Annotated in this window: 11 protein-coding genes; 8 read left to right on the top strand and 3 right to left on the bottom strand. The window is 74.6% G+C overall.

Features of this window, described 5'->3' with window-relative positions; genetic code table 11:
* Positions 1 to 131 precede the first annotated feature (131 nt).
* The 6 genes from AB0883_RS06585 to AB0883_RS06560 all read left to right on the top strand — a co-directional run bounded on the left by AB0883_RS06585 (position 132) and on the right by AB0883_RS06560 (position 7377).
* A complete protein-coding gene (locus AB0883_RS06585; RefSeq protein WP_121399977.1) occupies positions 132 to 902 on the top strand; it encodes a redox-sensing transcriptional repressor Rex in 771 nt (256 codons plus the stop codon).
* Complete coding sequence (locus tag AB0883_RS06580; RefSeq protein WP_366639919.1) at positions 899 to 2320, top strand: glutamyl-tRNA reductase; 1422 nt, start codon at positions 899 to 901, stop codon at positions 2318 to 2320. The genes AB0883_RS06585 and AB0883_RS06580 overlap by 4 nt, the downstream gene beginning before the upstream one ends.
* A complete protein-coding gene (gene hemC / locus AB0883_RS06575; RefSeq protein WP_366639918.1) occupies positions 2317 to 3312 on the top strand; it encodes a hydroxymethylbilane synthase in 996 nt (331 codons plus the stop codon). Before AB0883_RS06580 ends, hemC begins: the two co-directional genes overlap by 4 nt.
* The gene (locus AB0883_RS06570) at positions 3309 to 4889 is read left to right on the top strand and encodes a uroporphyrinogen-III synthase (protein WP_366639917.1); all 1581 of its coding nucleotides are present in this window, start codon (positions 3309 to 3311) and stop codon (positions 4887 to 4889) included. Before hemC ends, AB0883_RS06570 begins: the two co-directional genes overlap by 4 nt.
* Before the next feature lie 19 nt (positions 4890 to 4908).
* On the top strand, positions 4909 to 5892 hold the full coding sequence (gene hemB, locus AB0883_RS06565; protein WP_121399974.1) for a porphobilinogen synthase: 984 nt from the start codon (positions 4909 to 4911) through the stop codon (positions 5890 to 5892).
* A 735-nt stretch (positions 5893 to 6627) separates the two neighbouring features.
* Positions 6628 to 7377: a helix-turn-helix domain-containing protein gene (locus AB0883_RS06560; RefSeq protein WP_366639915.1), complete on the top strand. Its 750-nt coding sequence runs from the start codon at positions 6628 to 6630 to the stop codon at positions 7375 to 7377.
* A gap of 65 nt (positions 7378 to 7442) precedes the next feature.
* Here AB0883_RS06560 and AB0883_RS06555 read toward each other — a convergent pair whose 3' ends face one another.
* The 3 genes from AB0883_RS06555 to AB0883_RS06545 all read right to left on the bottom strand — a co-directional run bounded on the left by AB0883_RS06555 (position 7443) and on the right by AB0883_RS06545 (position 13407).
* Entirely contained in the window at positions 7443 to 10721 is a 3279-nt protein-coding gene (locus AB0883_RS06555) for a lamin tail domain-containing protein (protein ID WP_366639913.1), read from the bottom strand.
* A gap of 97 nt (positions 10722 to 10818) precedes the next feature.
* A complete protein-coding gene (locus AB0883_RS06550; RefSeq protein WP_366640319.1) occupies positions 10819 to 11835 on the bottom strand; it encodes a GNAT family N-acetyltransferase in 1017 nt (338 codons plus the stop codon).
* A 72-nt stretch (positions 11836 to 11907) separates the two neighbouring features.
* Entirely contained in the window at positions 11908 to 13407 is a 1500-nt protein-coding gene (locus tag AB0883_RS06545) for a lytic murein transglycosylase (RefSeq protein WP_366639912.1), read from the bottom strand.
* 161 nt (positions 13408 to 13568) lie between these two features.
* On the opposite strand from AB0883_RS06545, the gene AB0883_RS06540 reads away from it, so the two are divergent.
* Positions 13569 to 13790 carry a zinc ribbon domain-containing protein gene (locus AB0883_RS06540; protein ID WP_121399970.1) on the top strand — a complete coding sequence of 74 codons (222 nt, stop codon included), beginning with the start codon at positions 13569 to 13571 and terminating at the stop codon, positions 13788 to 13790.
* Positions 13791 to 13890: 100 nt separating this feature from the next.
* Positions 13891 to 16713, top strand: coding sequence for an adenylate/guanylate cyclase domain-containing protein (locus AB0883_RS06535; protein WP_366639910.1), 2823 nt, complete (start codon positions 13891 to 13893; stop codon positions 16711 to 16713).
* Positions 16714 to 16721 lie beyond the last annotated feature (8 nt).

Raw genomic sequence — 16721 nt, 5'->3', positions numbered from 1 at the left:
ACGCCTTCACAAGCGCCTACTCTGTAGTTCCGACGCGCCCTGCTAGCACAGCCGGCAATCTCGGTCGCCAGCGGGGATCCCGAAACGGCCGGCCGCGCGAGTTGGCCGAGGATCGCACCGCACGGAGTCTCATGAGTCAGCACCGTCACCCTGGCGCGCCCGGCCGCGCCGGTGCCGTACCGGCGCTCCCGGATCTGCCGGAGGCGACCGTCGCGCGGCTCCCGGAATACCTCCGTGCCCTGCACAACCTCGCCGAAACCGGCCACGAGACCGTGTCCAGCGAGGGTCTGGCCAGCGCCGCCGGCGTGAACTCCGCGAAGCTCCGCAAGGACCTCTCGCACCTCGGCTCGTACGGAACCCGTGGCGTCGGCTACGACGTGGCGCTGCTGGTCGACCAGATCGAATACGTGCTCGGGCTCACCCAGCGGCGGGCCGTCGCCCTGGTCGGCGTGGGTAATCTCGGTCACGCCCTCGCCGGCTACGACGGCTTCGCCAGCCGCGGCTTCCGGATCGCCGCCCTCTTCGACGCCGACCCCGCACGGGTCGGCGAGGAGATCAACGGGCTGGTCGTCCGGCACATCGACGAGCTGCCCCGGGTCGCCGTCGAGGAGGCCATCGCCATCGGCGTGATCGCGACCCCGGCCCCGGCCGCCCAGGCGGTGGCGGACCAGCTCGTGGCCGTCGGTGTGACGAGCATCCTGAACTTCGCCCCGTGCGTACTCTCGGTCCCGGAGGGGGTCGACGTGCGCAAGGTCGACCTCGCGATCGAGCTGCAGATCCTGTCCTTCCACGAGCACCGCAAGGCATCGCTGACCGCGCTGCCCGCCACCGGTGGGTCCGCCCTCACCGCCCTGCCCGGGGGGCTCGCCGTCACCGACCCGCAGGAGGCGATAGGCACGTGAAACTGCTCGTCGTCGGCGCGTCCTACCGCACCGCTCCCGTCGCCACGCTGGAGCAGCTCGCGGTCGGCCCCGCGGACCTCACCCGCACCCTGGACCGCCTGGTCGCCCAGCCGTACGTGACCGAGGCCGTGCTCGTCTCCACCTGCAACCGGGTGGAGATCTACGCCGCCGTGTCCGGTTTCCACGGCGGCCTCGGCGACATCTGCGCGGTGCTGGCCGAGCAGGCCGGCTGCCAGCCCGCCGCGCTCGCCAACCACCTCTACGTGCACTTCGACGCCGCCGCCGTGGACCATGTCTTCCGGGTCGCCGCCGGGCTCGACTCGATGGTGGTCGGCGAGGCGCAGATCCTCGGCCAGCTCCGCGACGCCTACCATTCCGCGACCGGGGCCGACACCGCCGGGCGGCTGCTGCACGAGCTGATGCAGCAGGCGCTGCGGGTCGGCAAGCGGGCGCACGCCGAGACCGGGATCGACCGGGCCGGCCAGAGCGTGGTGACCGCCGCGCTGGAGCTGGCCGCCGGGCACCTCGACGGCGACCTCGCCGGCCGTCCCGCGCTGGTGGTCGGCGCGGGCGCGATGGGCTCGCTGGGCGTCGCCACGCTGTCCCGGCTGGGTGCCGGGCCGCTCACGGTCACCAACCGGGGCGCCGACCGGGCCGTCCGGCTGGCCGAGGCGTACGGGGCCAGCGCGGCACCGATGGCGGAGCTGACCACCGTTCTCTCCACAGTGGACATCGTAGTGGCCGCCACCGCGGCCACCGAAGCGGTCCTCACCCGTGACGTGGTGACCCGGGCGCTCGCCGGGCGCGACCCCGGCCGGGGGCCGCTGGTCCTGCTCGACCTGGCCGTGCCGCGCGACGTGGAGGCCGGCGTCGCCGAGCTGCCCGGCGTCGAGGTCATCGACATCGACCGGATGGCGACGCTGCTCGCCGACGGACCCGCCGCCGCCGACGCCGCCGCCGTCGAGCGGATCGTGGCCGGCGAGGTCGACGCCTTCCTCACCTGGCTGCGTGGCGCCGACGTGGCGCCCACGGTGGCCGCCCTGCGTGGCCGCGCCGACGACGTGGTCGGCGCCGAGCTGCGCCGGCTCGCCCAGCGCCGCCCGGACCTCACCGACGACCAGCGCGCCGAGGTGGCCCGGACGGTGCACCGGGTCGTGCAGCGGCTGCTGCACCAGCCGACCGTGCGGGTGCGCCAGCTGGCGGCCGAACCCGGCGGCGACCAGTACGCGGCCCTGCTGCGCGAGCTGTTCGACCTCCAGGTGCCGCAGACGTCCCCGGTCGACAACGTCCCCGACATCGTGGCCGGCGACGCCGCGCCGCCGTTCGGCCTCGCCGACGTCCCGCCGCCGTTCGGGCACGCCGACATTCCACCGTCGACGGGTTCCGTCGACGTCCCGCCCATCGGAGGTGAGCGATGAGCACGCCCCTGCGCCTCGGTACCCGGGGCAGCAAGCTGGCGATGGCCCAGTCCGGCCACGTCGCCGAGGCCCTGACCGCCGCCACCGGCCGGCCCGTCGAGCTGGTCGAGGTGGTCACCGCCGGCGACCGCTCGTCCGCTCCGGTGCACCGGCTCGGCGTCGGCGTCTTCGTCTCCGCCCTGCGCGACGCGCTGACCGCCGGCACCATCGACTTCGCGGTGCACTCCTACAAGGACCTGCCCACCGCGGCGGCGGCCGGGCTGCACATCGCGGCGGTGCCGACGCGGCAGGACCCGCGGGACGCGCTGGTCGCCCGGGACGGCCGGACGCTCACCGAGCTGCCCTCCGGCGCGACCGTGGGCACGGGCGCGCTGCGCCGCATCGCCCAGCTGCACGCCCTCGGGATGCAGCTGGAGGTCACCCCGATCCGCGGCAACGTCGACAGCCGCCTCGCGCGGGTGCTCGGCCCGGAGGCCGACCTCGACGCGGTCGTCCTGGCCCGGGCCGGGCTGGCCCGGATCGGGCGTACCGACGCGATCACCGAGACGCTCGACCCGATGCTGATGCTGCCCGCGCCCGCCCAGGGCGCGCTGGCGGTGGAGTGCCGGGTCGACGACACGGACCTGGTCGAGCTGCTCGCCGTGCTCGACCACGCACCGTCCCACGCCGCGGTCACCGCGGAGCGGGCGCTGCTGGCCACCCTGGAGGCCGGATGCTCCGCTCCGGTCGCCGCCTACGCCGTCGTCGCCGAAGGCGAGCCAACCGGCTCGGGTGCCGAGGGCGATGTCGTCCAGGAGATCTATCTGCGCGGGGCGGTGATCAGTCCGGACGGCACGAGAGACCTCCGGCTGTCCCGCACCGGAACGCTCGCCGACGCGGCGGAAATCGGCAAGGCACTCGCCGCCGAACTCCTCGACCTCGGCGCCGACTCGATCCTCGGCCATGATGGACACGCCGGCCCGGGGACCCAGCAATTTGGGAGCACAGAATGACCCGCACCCGTAAGCCCGTAGGCCGCATCGCCTTCGTCGGGGCCGGTCCCGGCGACCCGGGCCTGCTGACCCGCCGGGCGCACGACGCCCTGGTCGACGCCGACCAGGTGGTGTACGACCGGGGAGTCCCCGAGTCGCTGCTCGACGCCGTCCGCGCCCAGGCCAGGGAAGACGCCCAGTTCACTCCGGCGGAGGGCGCGCCGGGTGACGTGGCGAAGGTGCTGATCTCGGCGGCCCGTTCCGGGCTGAACGCGGTGCACCTGGTCGCCGGCGACCCGTTCGGCCACGAGTCGGTCGTCAAGGAGGTACAGGCTGTCGCGCGGACCGCCGCGCACTTCGAGGTGGTCCCCGGCGTCGGCCAGGCCGAGGGGGTGGCGACCTACGCGGGCGTGCCGCTGCCGGGCGTACGGACGGCGGCCGACGTCGAGGACGTCAGCGCGCTGGACTTCGACGCGCTGGCCGCGGCCGTCGGGCGGGGCTCGCTGGCCCTGGCCGTGGACGCCGGTGACCTCGCCGCGATCCGCGACGGGCTGCTCGCGGCCGGGGTGGACGGCACCACCGGCGTCGGGGTGACCGGCGACGGCACCGGCGAGACGCAGTACACCACCACCTCGACCGTCGACTCGTTCGTCGCGGCGGCGCTCGGCTTCACCGGCCGGGTGGTCCTCACCGTCGGCGAGGGCGTCGGCCAGCGGGACAAGCTGAGCTGGTGGGAGAACCGGCCGCTGTACGGCTGGAAGGTCCTCGTGCCCCGCACCAAGGAGCAGGCCGGCGTGATGAGTGCGCGGCTGCGCGCGTACGGGGCCATCCCCTGCGAGGTGCCGACCATCGCGGTCGAGCCGCCGCGGACCCCGGCCCAGATGGAGCGGGCGGTCAAGGGCCTGGTCGACGGCCGGTACGCCTGGGTGATCTTCACCTCCGTCAACGCGGTCCGCGCCGTCTGGGAGAAGTTCGCCGAGCACGGCCTCGACGCCCGGCACTTCGGCGGCGTCAAGATCGCCTGCATCGGTGAGGCGACCGCCGACGCCGTTCGCGCGTTCGGCATCCAGCCCGAGCTGATCCCGTCCGGGGAGCAGTCCTCCGAGGGTCTGCTCGCCGAGTTCTCGCCGCACGACGAGATCCTCGACCCGGTCGGTCGGGTGCTGCTGCCGCGCGCCGACATCGCCACCGAGACCCTCGCCGCCGGGCTCACCGAGCGCGGCTGGGAGGTCGACGACGTGACCGCCTACCGGACGGTCCGGGCCGCCCCGCCGCCCGCCGAGATCCGGGACGCGATCAAGTCGGGTGGCTTCGACGCGGTGCTCTTCACGTCCAGCTCGACGGTGCGCAATCTGGTGGGTATCGCGGGGAAGCCGCACGCCCGTACGGTCGTTGCAGTGATCGGGCCCAAGACGGCGGAGACCGCGACGGAGTTCGGCCTGCGGGTCGACGTCCAGCCGCAGCACGCCTCGGTCCCCGATCTGGTGGAGGCGCTCGCCGCCTACGCAGTCGAGCTGCGCGAGAAGCTCGCCGCCATGCCGGCGAAGCAGCGTCGTGGCTCGAAGGTGCAGGGGCCGACCGCCCTGAGGTTCCGGTAGTCGTAGCAGGAGGTCCGTGATGCCGTACCCCGAGATCCGGCCCCGCCGGCTGCGCCGCAACGCGGCCATCCGACGGCTGGTCTCCGAGACCCGTGTCGACCCGGCCGAGCTGGTCGTGCCGATGTTCGTCAAGGAGGGGCTGACGGAACCGCGGGCGATCGCGTCGCTCCCGGGGGTGCTCCAGCACTCCCGGGACTCGCTCCGCAAGGCCGCGGCCGAGGCGGTCCAGGCGGGCGTCGGCGGCATCATGCTCTTCGGCGTGCCGGAGCGGCGGGACCCCACCGGGTCCGGCGGGATCGACCCGAACGGCATCCTCAACGTCGCGATCCGCGACGTCGTGGCGGAGGTGGGCGACGCCACGGTGGTGATGAGCGACCTCTGCCTGGACGAGTTCACCTCGCACGGTCACTGCGGCCTGCTCGCCCCCGACGGGAGCGTCGACAACGACGCCACGCTGGAGGCGTACGCCGAGATGGCGGTCGCCCAGGCCGCCGCCGGGGTCGGTGTGGTCGGGCCGTCCGGAATGATGGACGGCCAGGTCGCCGTGGTACGCCGGGCGCTCGACGCCGCGGGCCACCAGGACGTGGCCGTGCTGGCGTACGCCGTCAAGTACGCCTCGGCCTTCTTCGGCCCCTTCCGGGACGCGGTGGAGTCGGCCCTGGAGGGCGACCGCCGCGCCTACCAGCAGGACCCCGCCAACCTGCGGGAGTCGCTGCGCGAGGTCGAGCTGGACGTCGCCGAGGGCGCCGACATGGTGATGGTCAAGCCGGCACTGCCGTACCTCGACGTGGTGTCGGCGGTCCGCGCGGCGGTGGACGTCCCGGTCGCGGCCTACCAGGTCTCCGGCGAGTACGCGATGGTCGAGGCGGCCGCCGCGAACGGCTGGATCGACCGGGAGCGGGTGATGATGGAGACGCTCACCTCGATCCGTCGGGCCGGCGCGCAGATCATCCTCACCTACTGGGCGGTCGAGGCCGCCGGACTCCTCCGCCAGCGCTACTGACTCGGCCTGGCCGACCAACCTGGCCCGACCTGACCTGGCTGGCGCGGCCTGGCCCGACCTCACCTGGCTGGCGCGGCCTTACCTGGTCCGGCCACTTCGGGGCTCTGACGCGTCCGGGGCAGAGGGGCAGTGCTCTGATTGAGCCGGCCCACTCCGCCGTCGCCCGTTCCAGGGCACTCGCCGGATCCTCACCTGCCCGCTCGTTGTCCAGGTCGAAGGGCTGGTGCTGGTGCTGGTCGCTGTCGTCGTCGCTGGCATACGCGGGCGTCGGCGCTGGTCGCCGGCTTCGAGCAGAAACCCGGCTCGTACGTCAGCAGCAGGCGTTCACCCGTAACGCTGAGTGCTCGCCCTGTGCCCCGAGTGCCACCGCCCTTCGGACGCTTTGCTCTGCATCCTGATGCGCACCGGCAACCCTGCGTGCCTGGTGCGTATGGGAATGCAGAGCAAAGGGCGCGCAAGGGTTGGTTGGCCCCGAGAGGGCTTAGCGCTGGATTCGCAGGTCAGGGCGCTGTCGACGTCGTCGGCGGTGATGCAGGCCCCTTCAGGCCCGAGGCTGTCATTACTCAGCGTAGCGAATGGCCGAGGCGTTGCGCCTGTTACGCAGCGTTACCGTGCTGGGGCGTTCCCGGGTGTAGCGGGCAGGACCCGTCGCTGGTTTTCCACAGGCGGTTGAGTTGTCCACAGGCGGAGCGGGCGGGATTGCGGGAGAGGCGTCGCGGCCGGGACCGTCACAGGATGACCGAGCTTCCCGCCGAACCGGAACGTGACCGGTCCCAGGATTCCGACCAACTGCCTGGCTCCGACCATTTGTCTGCTCCCGCCGGGCCGTCCGCTCCCGCCGGGCTGTCCGCTCCCGCCGGGCTGTCCGCTCCCGCCGGGCCGTCCGCTCCCGCCGGGCTGTCGGGCTCCGCCGGGCCGTCGCGCGTCGACCGGGCGGCGGTCACCGACCAGGCGGCGGGATCGCGTGAGCGGCCCGTGATGCTGACCGAGCCGTTCGACACCCCGTGGCCGGCCGCGGGCATCGTCAGGGCGGTCCGGCGGTACGCCAGCCTCAGCCAGCGGGAGCTGGCCCGGTGGGCGGGGGTGAACCATTCCACCGTCGGGCGGATCGAGGCGGGCCGGCTGGTGCCGAGCATCCTGCTTTTGCGCCGCATCATCGGGGTCGCCGGGTTCCGACTGGCCGTCGTCGACGAGTTCGGGCGGGTGCTGAAGCCGATGCGGGACTGGCAGGACACCCGGGACGGGGCGGGGCGTCGCTACCCCTCGCACCTGGACACCATTCTCGACCCCGAGCCGGGCGAGTGGTGGGCGGACATCTACGGGCTGGCCCGCCCGCCGGAGACGTTCTACCGCGACCGCAGGGTCCGCGACGCCATGCGGCGGCGCAGCCAGTGGGAGGTGCGGGTGGCGAAGTACCGCAGCGTGCCCCCGCCGCCGCGCGTACCCCCACCGCCGCGGCTGCCCGACCCACGCTTCCCGAGGTGAGCGAACGGCCCGCCACCCGGGAAACTCCTGGGCGGCGGGCCGTCGGGACGGGCTCCGGTGCGACGTCAGTCGTCGTCGGTGATGGTGCCCACGGCGAGCGGGTCGGCCAGGCGCAGGCCCGGCACCCCGGCCACCACCAGGTTCAGCTTCTCGTCCGCCTCCCGCTTCCGGTCACCGTGCACGGCCACCGGGAACGCCAGCGAGGTCTGCCCGGCGGCCAGGACCTTGCAGCCGACGTACGGGTCGTAGTCGGCACCTGCCTGAGCCGTGGTGCCGTAGGTGGCGGCGCAGAGCAGCACCGGCTGGGACAGCGGGCGCGACACGGTGACCGTGTAGGTCAGCGGCCGGCTGCCCCGGTCCCCCTCGACCACCGACGCGTCGCTGACGCTCAACGACGCCCGGGAGCGGAAGCGGGCCACCTGCGGGTCGTGGTCGCTGGAGCCCCGGCTGCCGTCGGCCGCGTGGTCGGCCGGCCAGTCGGCGTTGACGTGCGCCGCCCGCACCTGCACCAGGTCCCGGTGCAGCGCGCCGTTGACGAACAGGTGGTCCAGCGTCTGCGCGTGCCCCTCGAAGCTGTACGAGTAGGCCGACGACGGCGCGTCGGCGAGCAGGTCGTCCCAGAGGTTGCGCATGCCGGCCTCGTACAGCGGCCCGAGCTGGTCCGACGGGGTGGGGTCGGCCGCCGTGGCGATGGGATCGTCGGGGCGGGGGAAGACGTTCAGGTCCCCGCCGTAGACCACCCGCGCGTGCGGGTCCGACGCCTCGATGGCGGTGACGATCGCGGCCCCGTACGCGGCCTGCTCCCGGCGCTGCCCGACCCGGCTGTCCGGCCCCGACGAGTAGTGGTTGCTCGCCGCCCACAGCGTGTACCGCTCGGCGGAGCCGGGGGCGGCCGCGACGGTGAACCTGCCGAGCTGCGGGGCGCGGGTGAAGACGTTGTCGCCGTCCTTGCCGGTGGACGTGTCCACGTCGGCGGGGAGCACCGCGTTGAGCGCCTTCGGGTTCTGCACGTCCGCGTTGCCCGGCAGCCCCGCGCCCCGGTACCGCACCGTCGGCGCCGAACCCAGCAGCGGGTCGCCGGCGGTGGGCGCCGCCAGCGACACCCGGTCGGTGCGGAACAGGAACGCCGCGGTGATGCCCCGGGCGTCCGCGCCCGTGCGGTCGTACGCGGCCTGGTAGGCCGGGCCACCGGCGGCCGTGATGGCCAGCGCCAGGTCCTGGAGGCTGTCCGGCGCGCCGTCGGCGTTGTCCGTGCTGCCGCAGACCAGCGCGCCGCCGGAGACCGAGCAGATGTCCTGGTCCTCGGCCTCCTGCACCAGGATCAGGTCCGGGGAGTGCAGGTCGGCGGTGATCTGGTCGGCCAGCGCGGCGAGCTGCTCGCGGTACTCCTGCTCGCTGCCCGGGACGTAGTCGAACGGCGGGCGCACCCCGGTGCAGCCGGCGTTGCCGGCAAAGTCGCAGCCGTCGAACGGGTCGTCGCGGTAGTCGTACAGGTTCTCGACGTTGTAGGTCGCGACCGCGACCTCCTCCGACCGGTTGGCCGGCTTCGGCGGGTTGTTCTTCGACGGGTCGGCCCCGCCGGTGAACGCGGCGGCCTCGACCTGCACGCCGTACTTCTCGAAGGAGTAGTAGAGCCCGCCGACCGCGTCGGCGGTCAGCGTGTCGAACGTGCGCGCGGGCGGGAGCAGCGCGCCGCTGTCGCCCGTGCTGCCCTTGACGCCCATGCTGCCGAGCAGGATCCGTTGCCCGTTGCCGTCGTCGAAGCGGCGGCCCGGGTCGTTGTCCAGCGGGTGTGCGTCCCGGAACACCCGGCGGGCGTACGCGTCGGCGCGGTCGAGCAGCGGGTCGTCCCGGTCGATCACGAAGATCTCGCCGTCGGCGGTGGAGGCGAAGACGTTGCGCCCGCTCACCGCGCCGCTGCCGGCCCGCACCCGTAGCCGGGCGCCCTCGTGCCGCTCGAAGAAGCGCTGCGCCGCCGCCACCTCGACCGGCGGCACCGCGTCGGTCACCTCGACCTCGGCGTTCACGTCCACCCCGGAGGCGATCCGGCGGACCAGCGACGCGCCGGAGAGCTGGGTGAAGTTGAAGTACTCGGAGACCCGGGCGCGCAGCACCACCTCGTCGCCGACGGTCGGCACGTAGCCGCCGATCAGCGAGGTGAACGAGCCCATGAAGACGAAGATGCCGTCCGAGCTGGTCGGGTCGCCGTCGGTGGCGTCGGAACGGCTCTGGAGGAAGAAGCCGTGCTGGTCGCGGCCCGACGAGTCGCGGGCCAGGGTGCGCTGGGTGATCACGCCGCGCACGTCGTACAGCGTGCTGCTGGTGCCGTTGCCGGACGCTGGCGCGAGCGGCGACCGGTCGGCGGGGCCGGACTCGCCGTCGGTGGTCGGGCCCTGCACCTCGCCGACGGTCAGCTCCCGGGTGACCTGCACGGACAGGGTGCAGGTGGCGGTGCCGCCGTCCGCGTCGGTGGCGGTCAGGACCACGGTGTACGCCCCGGCGGCCAGGTCGGCGCTCGTGGCGACCGTGGCCCGGGCGGTGCCGCCGACCGCGTCGGCCGGGGTGACCGCCGAGCGGCTGACGGAGCCGGTGGCCGGGGTCGGGCTGACCGAGGTGACCGCCAGGTCGACGATCCGGTCGTCCGCGTCGGTGGCGGTGACCTCCCGGGTGGCCGCCGTGCCGGCGGAGGTCACCAGCGTCGGGCCGCAGGCGAGCGCGGCGGGCGCGTCCACCGGGCCGCCGCCGTCGACGGTGTGCGTGCCGAGGCCGTCGAACGTGTCGACGGGGAAGCCGGTCCACTGCGCGGCCGGGTCGAACGCGTCGGAGGGGTCGGTGTCGCCGGAGGTCACGGCGGCCGACCGGCGCAGCGTGTTGTCGGCGGTGCTGGTGACGCCCGCGCCCCACTCGGTGCCCGGGTCGACGCCGACCTGGCCGATCGAGTCGAGCACGGTGCCGCCCCGACGCAGCACGATGGCGTCGTCGCCGTTGAACAGGCTGGCGCTCGTGGTCTGGTCGGCCCGGTCCAGGATGCCCGGCGCGGCCGAGGCGGCGGCGAGGACGAAGGCGTCGCCGGCCGCGACGGTGCCGGTGAGGGCCAGGTTCGTCGGCGTGGTGGAGCCGTTGAAGTGCAGCTGGAGCTGGTAGCCGCCGGCGGCCAGGTCGACGGCGGCGCCGGTGCCGTTGAACAGCTCGATCGCCTTGTTGTTCGACGAGCCTTCGACGTACTCGGAGATGAAGAGGTCGGTGGGCGCGGCGCTGGCCGCGGTGGGTGCGACGCCGACGGCCGTGACGGTCACGGCGGCGGTGGCGGTCGCGAGCGCGGCAAGAGTGCGGCGCGGGCGCATGGGGCCTCCACGATGGGTGGACGGGGAACTAACGCACGTTAAGGGTCGGTGCTGACCGCCGTCCATCCCCCAGCGGACGGATTAGTGAACGTTCCGGTCAGCGTCCGGCGTCGAGGCGGTGCACCAGCTCGGCCACGTCGATGCTGTATTCGCACCATTCGCGGTCCGGGCGGTAGCCCAACTCGGCGTTGACCTTGAGCATGGCCTCGTTGGCCTGCGCGTTCCAGGTCTGCACCTCGGTCAGCTCCGCCTCCGCCGAGCGCAGCTCCATCAGCATCCGGGCCTTGATCGCCCGGTCGATGCCGTAGCCCCGGTGGTCCTGCACGACGATCGTGTCGTACTGGTCCGCGCGGGTGGGATGCTGGGCCGGCACGACCACCTCGGTCAGCCCCGCGACCTCCCCGGTCTGCTCGTGCAGGGCGAGCACGATGTAGGGCTTCATGCCCCGCCGGTGCAGGCAGTCCAGACTGTCCCGCAGCCGCTGCGGGTCGTAGGAGCTGGGGCGCAGCTCGCCATCCTCGACGTCGCGCACCTCGGCCTTGGCCCGCGCGTACGCCTCGATCAGCTCGTCCGGCGGGCCGCCGGGGTGGAACTCCAGGTGGTAGCCCGCGCTGATGCCGGTGGCCATCTCGGACAGCTCGGCCCAGTCCACGCCGGACAGGTCCAGCACGCTGCGGGTCTCGACGTATTCCTTCGAGAAGCCGAGCGACTCGTAGAAGGCGACGGCCGGCGTGTCGCCGACCACCTCCACCCCGATCGACTGGAAGCCCTCCTGGTAGACCCGCCGGGCGGCGGTCAGGACGAGGTCCCGCCCGAGGCCCGTGCGCCGCTCCGACGGGTGCACCAGCACCTCAAGCACCCCGATGTCGCCGAGCAGCAGCACGTGCACGTGGCCCAGGATCGCCCCCGGGCTGCCGTCGGCCGCCTGCTCCGCCTGGGCGACCCAGGAGATCCGCCGCTCGCCGGGCATCACCTCGGCGAGGTATTCCCGCATGGAACTCTCCCGCCACGGCGGATCCTGCGGCAGATCGGCCGCCAGGACCGCGTTCAGCGTGTCCAGCAGCGACGCGATCTCGGCGGACGACGCGGTCCTGGGGTCCCACTCGCGCACCATCACCCGTCTAGCTTGCCGCTAACGGCTGCCCGGGGGAAGTGTCCAGTCCTCCAATGTATGCGGACGATCACTTCACGTGCGGCTGGCCTGTCCGTAACGGTTGGCGGTGTCGTAGACGTCCTGGGCGTACCGACGGACGTCGTTGTAGGACAGGATCGCGTTCCACCAGTCGGCCGGGATGGTCAGGTTCCGGCCGCCCTTGCAGAGGTAGTTGCCGGCGGCGAGGGCGGCGTCGTCCAGGTCGTGCGGGTCCTTCACGCCGTCGTTGTCGGCGTCGGCCCCGATCTCCTGCCAGGTCGTCGGGATGAACTGCATCGGCCCGACCGCCCGGTCGAGGACCGGGTCCTTGTCCATCACACCGCGGTCGGTGTCGGCGATGCGCATCCGGCCGCCGTTGCCGTCCAGCGGCAGACCGATGATCTCGGGCAGCGCCTTGCCGTCCTGGCCGAGCCGGGCGTTGTTGGCCTGGCCGTGTCCCGACTCGACGAACCCGATGGCCGCCAGGGTGGTCCAGCTCAACCCGCAGCTGCGGTTGGTCTGGGCGAGCACCACCTCGGCGTAGCCGTACGCCTGCATGGCCACCGGCGAGATGCCGACCTTCGGCCCGACCTCGGCGGCCCAGCCGGCGAGTGCGTCGGCCGGCCGGCCGGTGGTCCCGCCGAGGGGCGGGCCGGGCGGCAGCGTGCCGCCGGGCAGCACCGTCCCGCCGGGTAGCGGCGTGCCGCCGGGCAGCGGGGCCTGCGGAACGGTGGTCGGCGCGACGGAGGTGGCGTCGACCGCGACCGGACGGGGCCCCCGGGCCGTCGCGGGCACCAGCAGCGCGCCCGCCGCGGCCGTCGCCGCGACCAGGGCGAGCAGGAACACGCCGGGCAGGGTGAGCCGGCCGCTGGGCCGCCGCGACCAGTCGCGGGTGGCGCGGGCGGCGGCCATCGCGACGCGGTGCGGCGGCCGGCGTACGGCGTGCGCGAACTGCACCCGGCGGCGCCGGGGCCCGGTGGCCGGTTTCGTGGCGGGCACGTCGACCTTCGTCTCCGCGAGGTCGCCCGCGCCCGTGACCGAAGCCGCGGCGGCGTCGTCACCGGTCTTCGCCCCGGACCCGGTAGTCGGGGCCCCGGCCGCGCCGCCGGCCTTCGTGCCCGGGGCGGTCCCGCCGCCCGGCTTCGCGGCCGGGCCGGCGCTGTCGTCCGGCTTCGCGGCCGTGCCGGCGCTGTCGCCCGGCTTCGCGTTCTCGGCCGGCTCCGTGTCGGCGGCCGGCCCGTCGCCCGGCTTCGCCTTCTCGGCCAGCGTCGCCTTCTCGCCCGGCTTCGCCTCTTCCACCGGCCGCGTCGCGGCGGAGGGCTCGGTGGCCGGCCTGGTTTCGGTGACCGCCTTCGCGTCGGCGGCCGGTTTCGCGTTCTCGGCCGGCGTCGCCTTCTCCGCCGGCTTCGCGTCGGCGGTGGGCCCGGTGGCCGGCTTGGTTCCGGTGGCCGGCTTCGCCTCGGCGGTGGGCTCCGTCGCGGGCGTGGTGTCGGCGGCCGGTCTCGTGTCGCCGGCGGCCGTGGACCTCAGCCAGGGGCGGCGGGGACGGGGCAACCGCGTCGCGGGTTCGGGCGCGGCGCCGGAACCCGCGAGCGGTCCGTCGATCGGTGCCGCCGGCCGCAGGGGCCGAAGGGTCGTCCTGTCCTCGCCGTCCGCCACAAGTTGAGTATCACCCATGTCCCCCCGTACGTCAGGACCGGTCGTACCCTGGTGCCATGCCCCGGTACGAGTTCCGTTGCCGCGCCTGCGGCGACACCTTCGAGGTCAACCGTCCGATGGCGCAGGCCGCTGAGCCGGCGTCCTGCCCGCAGGGGCACGCCGACACGGTCAAGCTCCTCTCCACCGTCGCGGTCACCGGCCGGGGCGGCGGCGGTGCGGCCGGTGGCGCGCCGGCGCCGGCCGGTGGGGGTTGCTGCGGCGGTGGCTGCGGCTGCTGACCGGTGGGTCCGTAGTCGGGCCGGGCCCGACCGTTCTCACGATGCGTGATGGTCCGGTATCAGGCAGCATGAGTCCGACGTCACGGGCGGAGGTTCCACCATGTCGCCACGGATCCATCTCCCGAGCGGGTTGGTGACCTTCGTCTTCACCGACATCGAGGGCTCCACCCGGCTGGCCCAGCTGCTCGGGCCGGACTATCCGCCGGTGCTGCGGGAGCACCGCCGCCTGCTGCGTCGCACGATCGCCGCAACCGAGGGCGCGGAGCTGCTGACCGAGGGGGACTCGTTCTTCCTCGCCTTCGACGACGCGACCGCCGCGCTGACCGCCTGCCTGACCGCGCAGCGGGCGCTGGCCAGCCACGAGTGGCCCACCGCCGACGCCGTGCCCCGGGTCCGGATGGGGCTGCACACCGGCTGGGCGGAGCCGCGCGACGGCGAGTACGTCAGCCCGGAGGTGCACCGTGCGGCCCGGATCGCCGCCGCCGCCCACGGCGGGCAGGTGCTCTGCTCGGCGGCGACGGCGCGGCACGCGGAGCCGCTGCCGCCCGACGCGTCCCTGCACGACCTCGGCCTGCACCGGCTGCGCGGCTTCGACGACCGGGAGCGGCTCTACCAACTGGTCGCGCCCGGCCTGGAGCGGCAGTTCCCGCGGCCCCGCACCGCCGACGCGAGCGCGCACAACCTGCCGACCCCGGTCACCTCGTTCGTCGGCCGGCACGCCGAGCGGGCCGAGTTGAGGCGGCTGGTGGAGGCGCACCGGCTGGTCACCGTCCTCGGCGCGGGTGGTGCGGGCAAGACGCGGCTGGCCGTGGAGCTCGCCGTCGACCTGGTGGAGTCCCACCCGGACGGTGTCTGGTTCGTCGACGTCGCCGCCGTCACCGACCCGGGTCTGGTGGCGTTCGAGGTCGCCGCCGTGCTCGGTCTGCGTCCCGAGCCGGGCCGCCCGATGGTCGACACGCTGGTCGAGTACGCCGCCGCGCGCCGGATGCTCGTGCTGCTGGACACCTGCGACGCCCAGCCGGCCGCCTCGGCCGACGTGATCTCCCGGCTGCTCGCCGGCGGGGTGGGCGTCCGGGTGCTCGCCACCAGCCGGGAGTCGTTCGGCCTGCCGGGCGAGGTGGTCTGGCGGATCCCGTCGCTGTCGGTCGACCCGCCGACGGAGGGGGCGGAGAGCGACGCGGTCGCGCTGCTGCTGGACCGGACGGCGGCGGCCCGGGGCGGCCGGCCGCCGGACCCGGGCGAGTCGGCCGACCTGCGGCGGGTGGTGCGGCGGCTGGACGGGCTGCCGCTCGCCATAGAGCTGGCCGCCGCCCGGCTGCGGGTGCTCTCCGTCGGGCAGCTCGCCGAGCGCCTCGACGACGTGCTGGGCACCCTGGACGCGGGCCGGGAGGACCCGGACCGCCCGGTGGAGCCGGACCGGCAGGACACGGTGGACCTGGTGGCGGCGGCCGTGGGGATGGTGGCGCCCAGCCTGGCCGTCCGGGCGGTGCAGCGTTCCGCCACCGAACGGCACCTGACCATGCAGGCCACGGTCACCTGGTCGTACCGCACGTTGGGGCCGCGCGCCGCCCGGCTGCTGCGCTGGCTGGCGGTCTTCGCCGGCCCGGTCGACCTGGCGACGGTGGAGTGGCTGCTCGGCGACGACCCGCTCGATCCGCTCTCGGTGCTGGTCGACAAGTCGATGGTGCTGGCGGAGCCGCACGCCTCGGGCAGCACCTACCGGATGCTCGACCCCATCCGGGCGTACGCGGCGCGGCGGCTGGTGGAGGCGGGGGAGGAGCGGTCGGCCCGCAACCGGCACGTGGCGTGGTCGACGCACGCGCTGGAGCGCGCCCACCTGGGGCCGGACGGGCGGCCGGTGACCCTGTCGCTCTACGCTCTCGACCCGCTCGCCGGCGAGCTGCGCGCCGCGTTGCGCTGGTGCGCCACCGGCGGCAGTGCCCGGGCCGGCCTGCGGCTGGCCGGGGGACTCGACCAGTGGTGGCGGGAGCGGGGCCTGGCCCGGGAGGGGCGGCTCTGGCTGTTCCGGCTGTACGGGCGCATCGCCGAGACGGGGGAGCGGATCCCGGAGGCCGAGCTGGCGGCGGCGTACCACATGCACTCGCTGCACGCCGGCGGGGACGGTGAGTTCGGCGAGGAGCTGCGCTACTCCCAGCGGGCGGAGGCGGCGGCCCGGCAGGCGGGCGACGCCGGCCTGCTCGCCCGGGTGCTCGCCGGGCGGGCGGCCCCGCTGGTCGACATGGGACAGTTCGCGGAGGCGGAGCGGATCTGCCGCGAGGTGATCGACTGGGCGTCCGGCCAGGAGGTGCTCGGCGACGCGCTCTTCGGGGTGTTCAGCCTGGCCGAGCTGCTCTGGCGGCGGGGCGCCCTGGACGAGGCGGCGGAGCTGCTGGGCGCGGCCCGCCCGGTGGAGGCGGCCCGCCCGGTGGAGCGGGGGCGCCGCTCGGTCGACATGCTGCTCGGGATGGTCGCCCTGGCGCGCGGGGACCTGGTCGCCGCGCACGAGCACCTCCAGGTGGCGCTGCGGTCGCGGATGAGCCACGGCTTCCACGGTCGGGCCTGCGACACGCTGAACGCGATGGCGGTGCGCTGCGCGGCCGGCGGCGACGGCCTGACGGCGGCCCGCCTGTTCGGCGCGGCGGGGGCGACCCGGGCGAGCATGCGCTGCGCCCCGGGCATCTACGGCGGCTACTGGGCGCAGCGGCAGGGGGAGCTGCGCCGGGAGTTGGGGGACGCGGCCTTCGACGGCGCGTACGGCGAGGGGACCGAGCTGGGGCTGGAGGAGGCGGCGGCGCTGGCCCTCGCGGTCGAGCATCCGGACCTGGCGGTGGGCTCGGCGAGGTTCGGCGCCGGTCCCGCCCGCGTGGCTCCCCGCCAGTCCGTCGCCCCGGACCGTCGCCGGCACCACACCGGCCACGCCTGACGGCACCC

Source organism: Micromonospora sp. NPDC047812 (assembly GCF_040704175.1).
Lineage (GTDB): Bacteria > Actinomycetota > Actinomycetes > Mycobacteriales > Micromonosporaceae > Micromonospora.
This window is presented reverse-complemented; position numbering and strand designations above follow the sequence as displayed.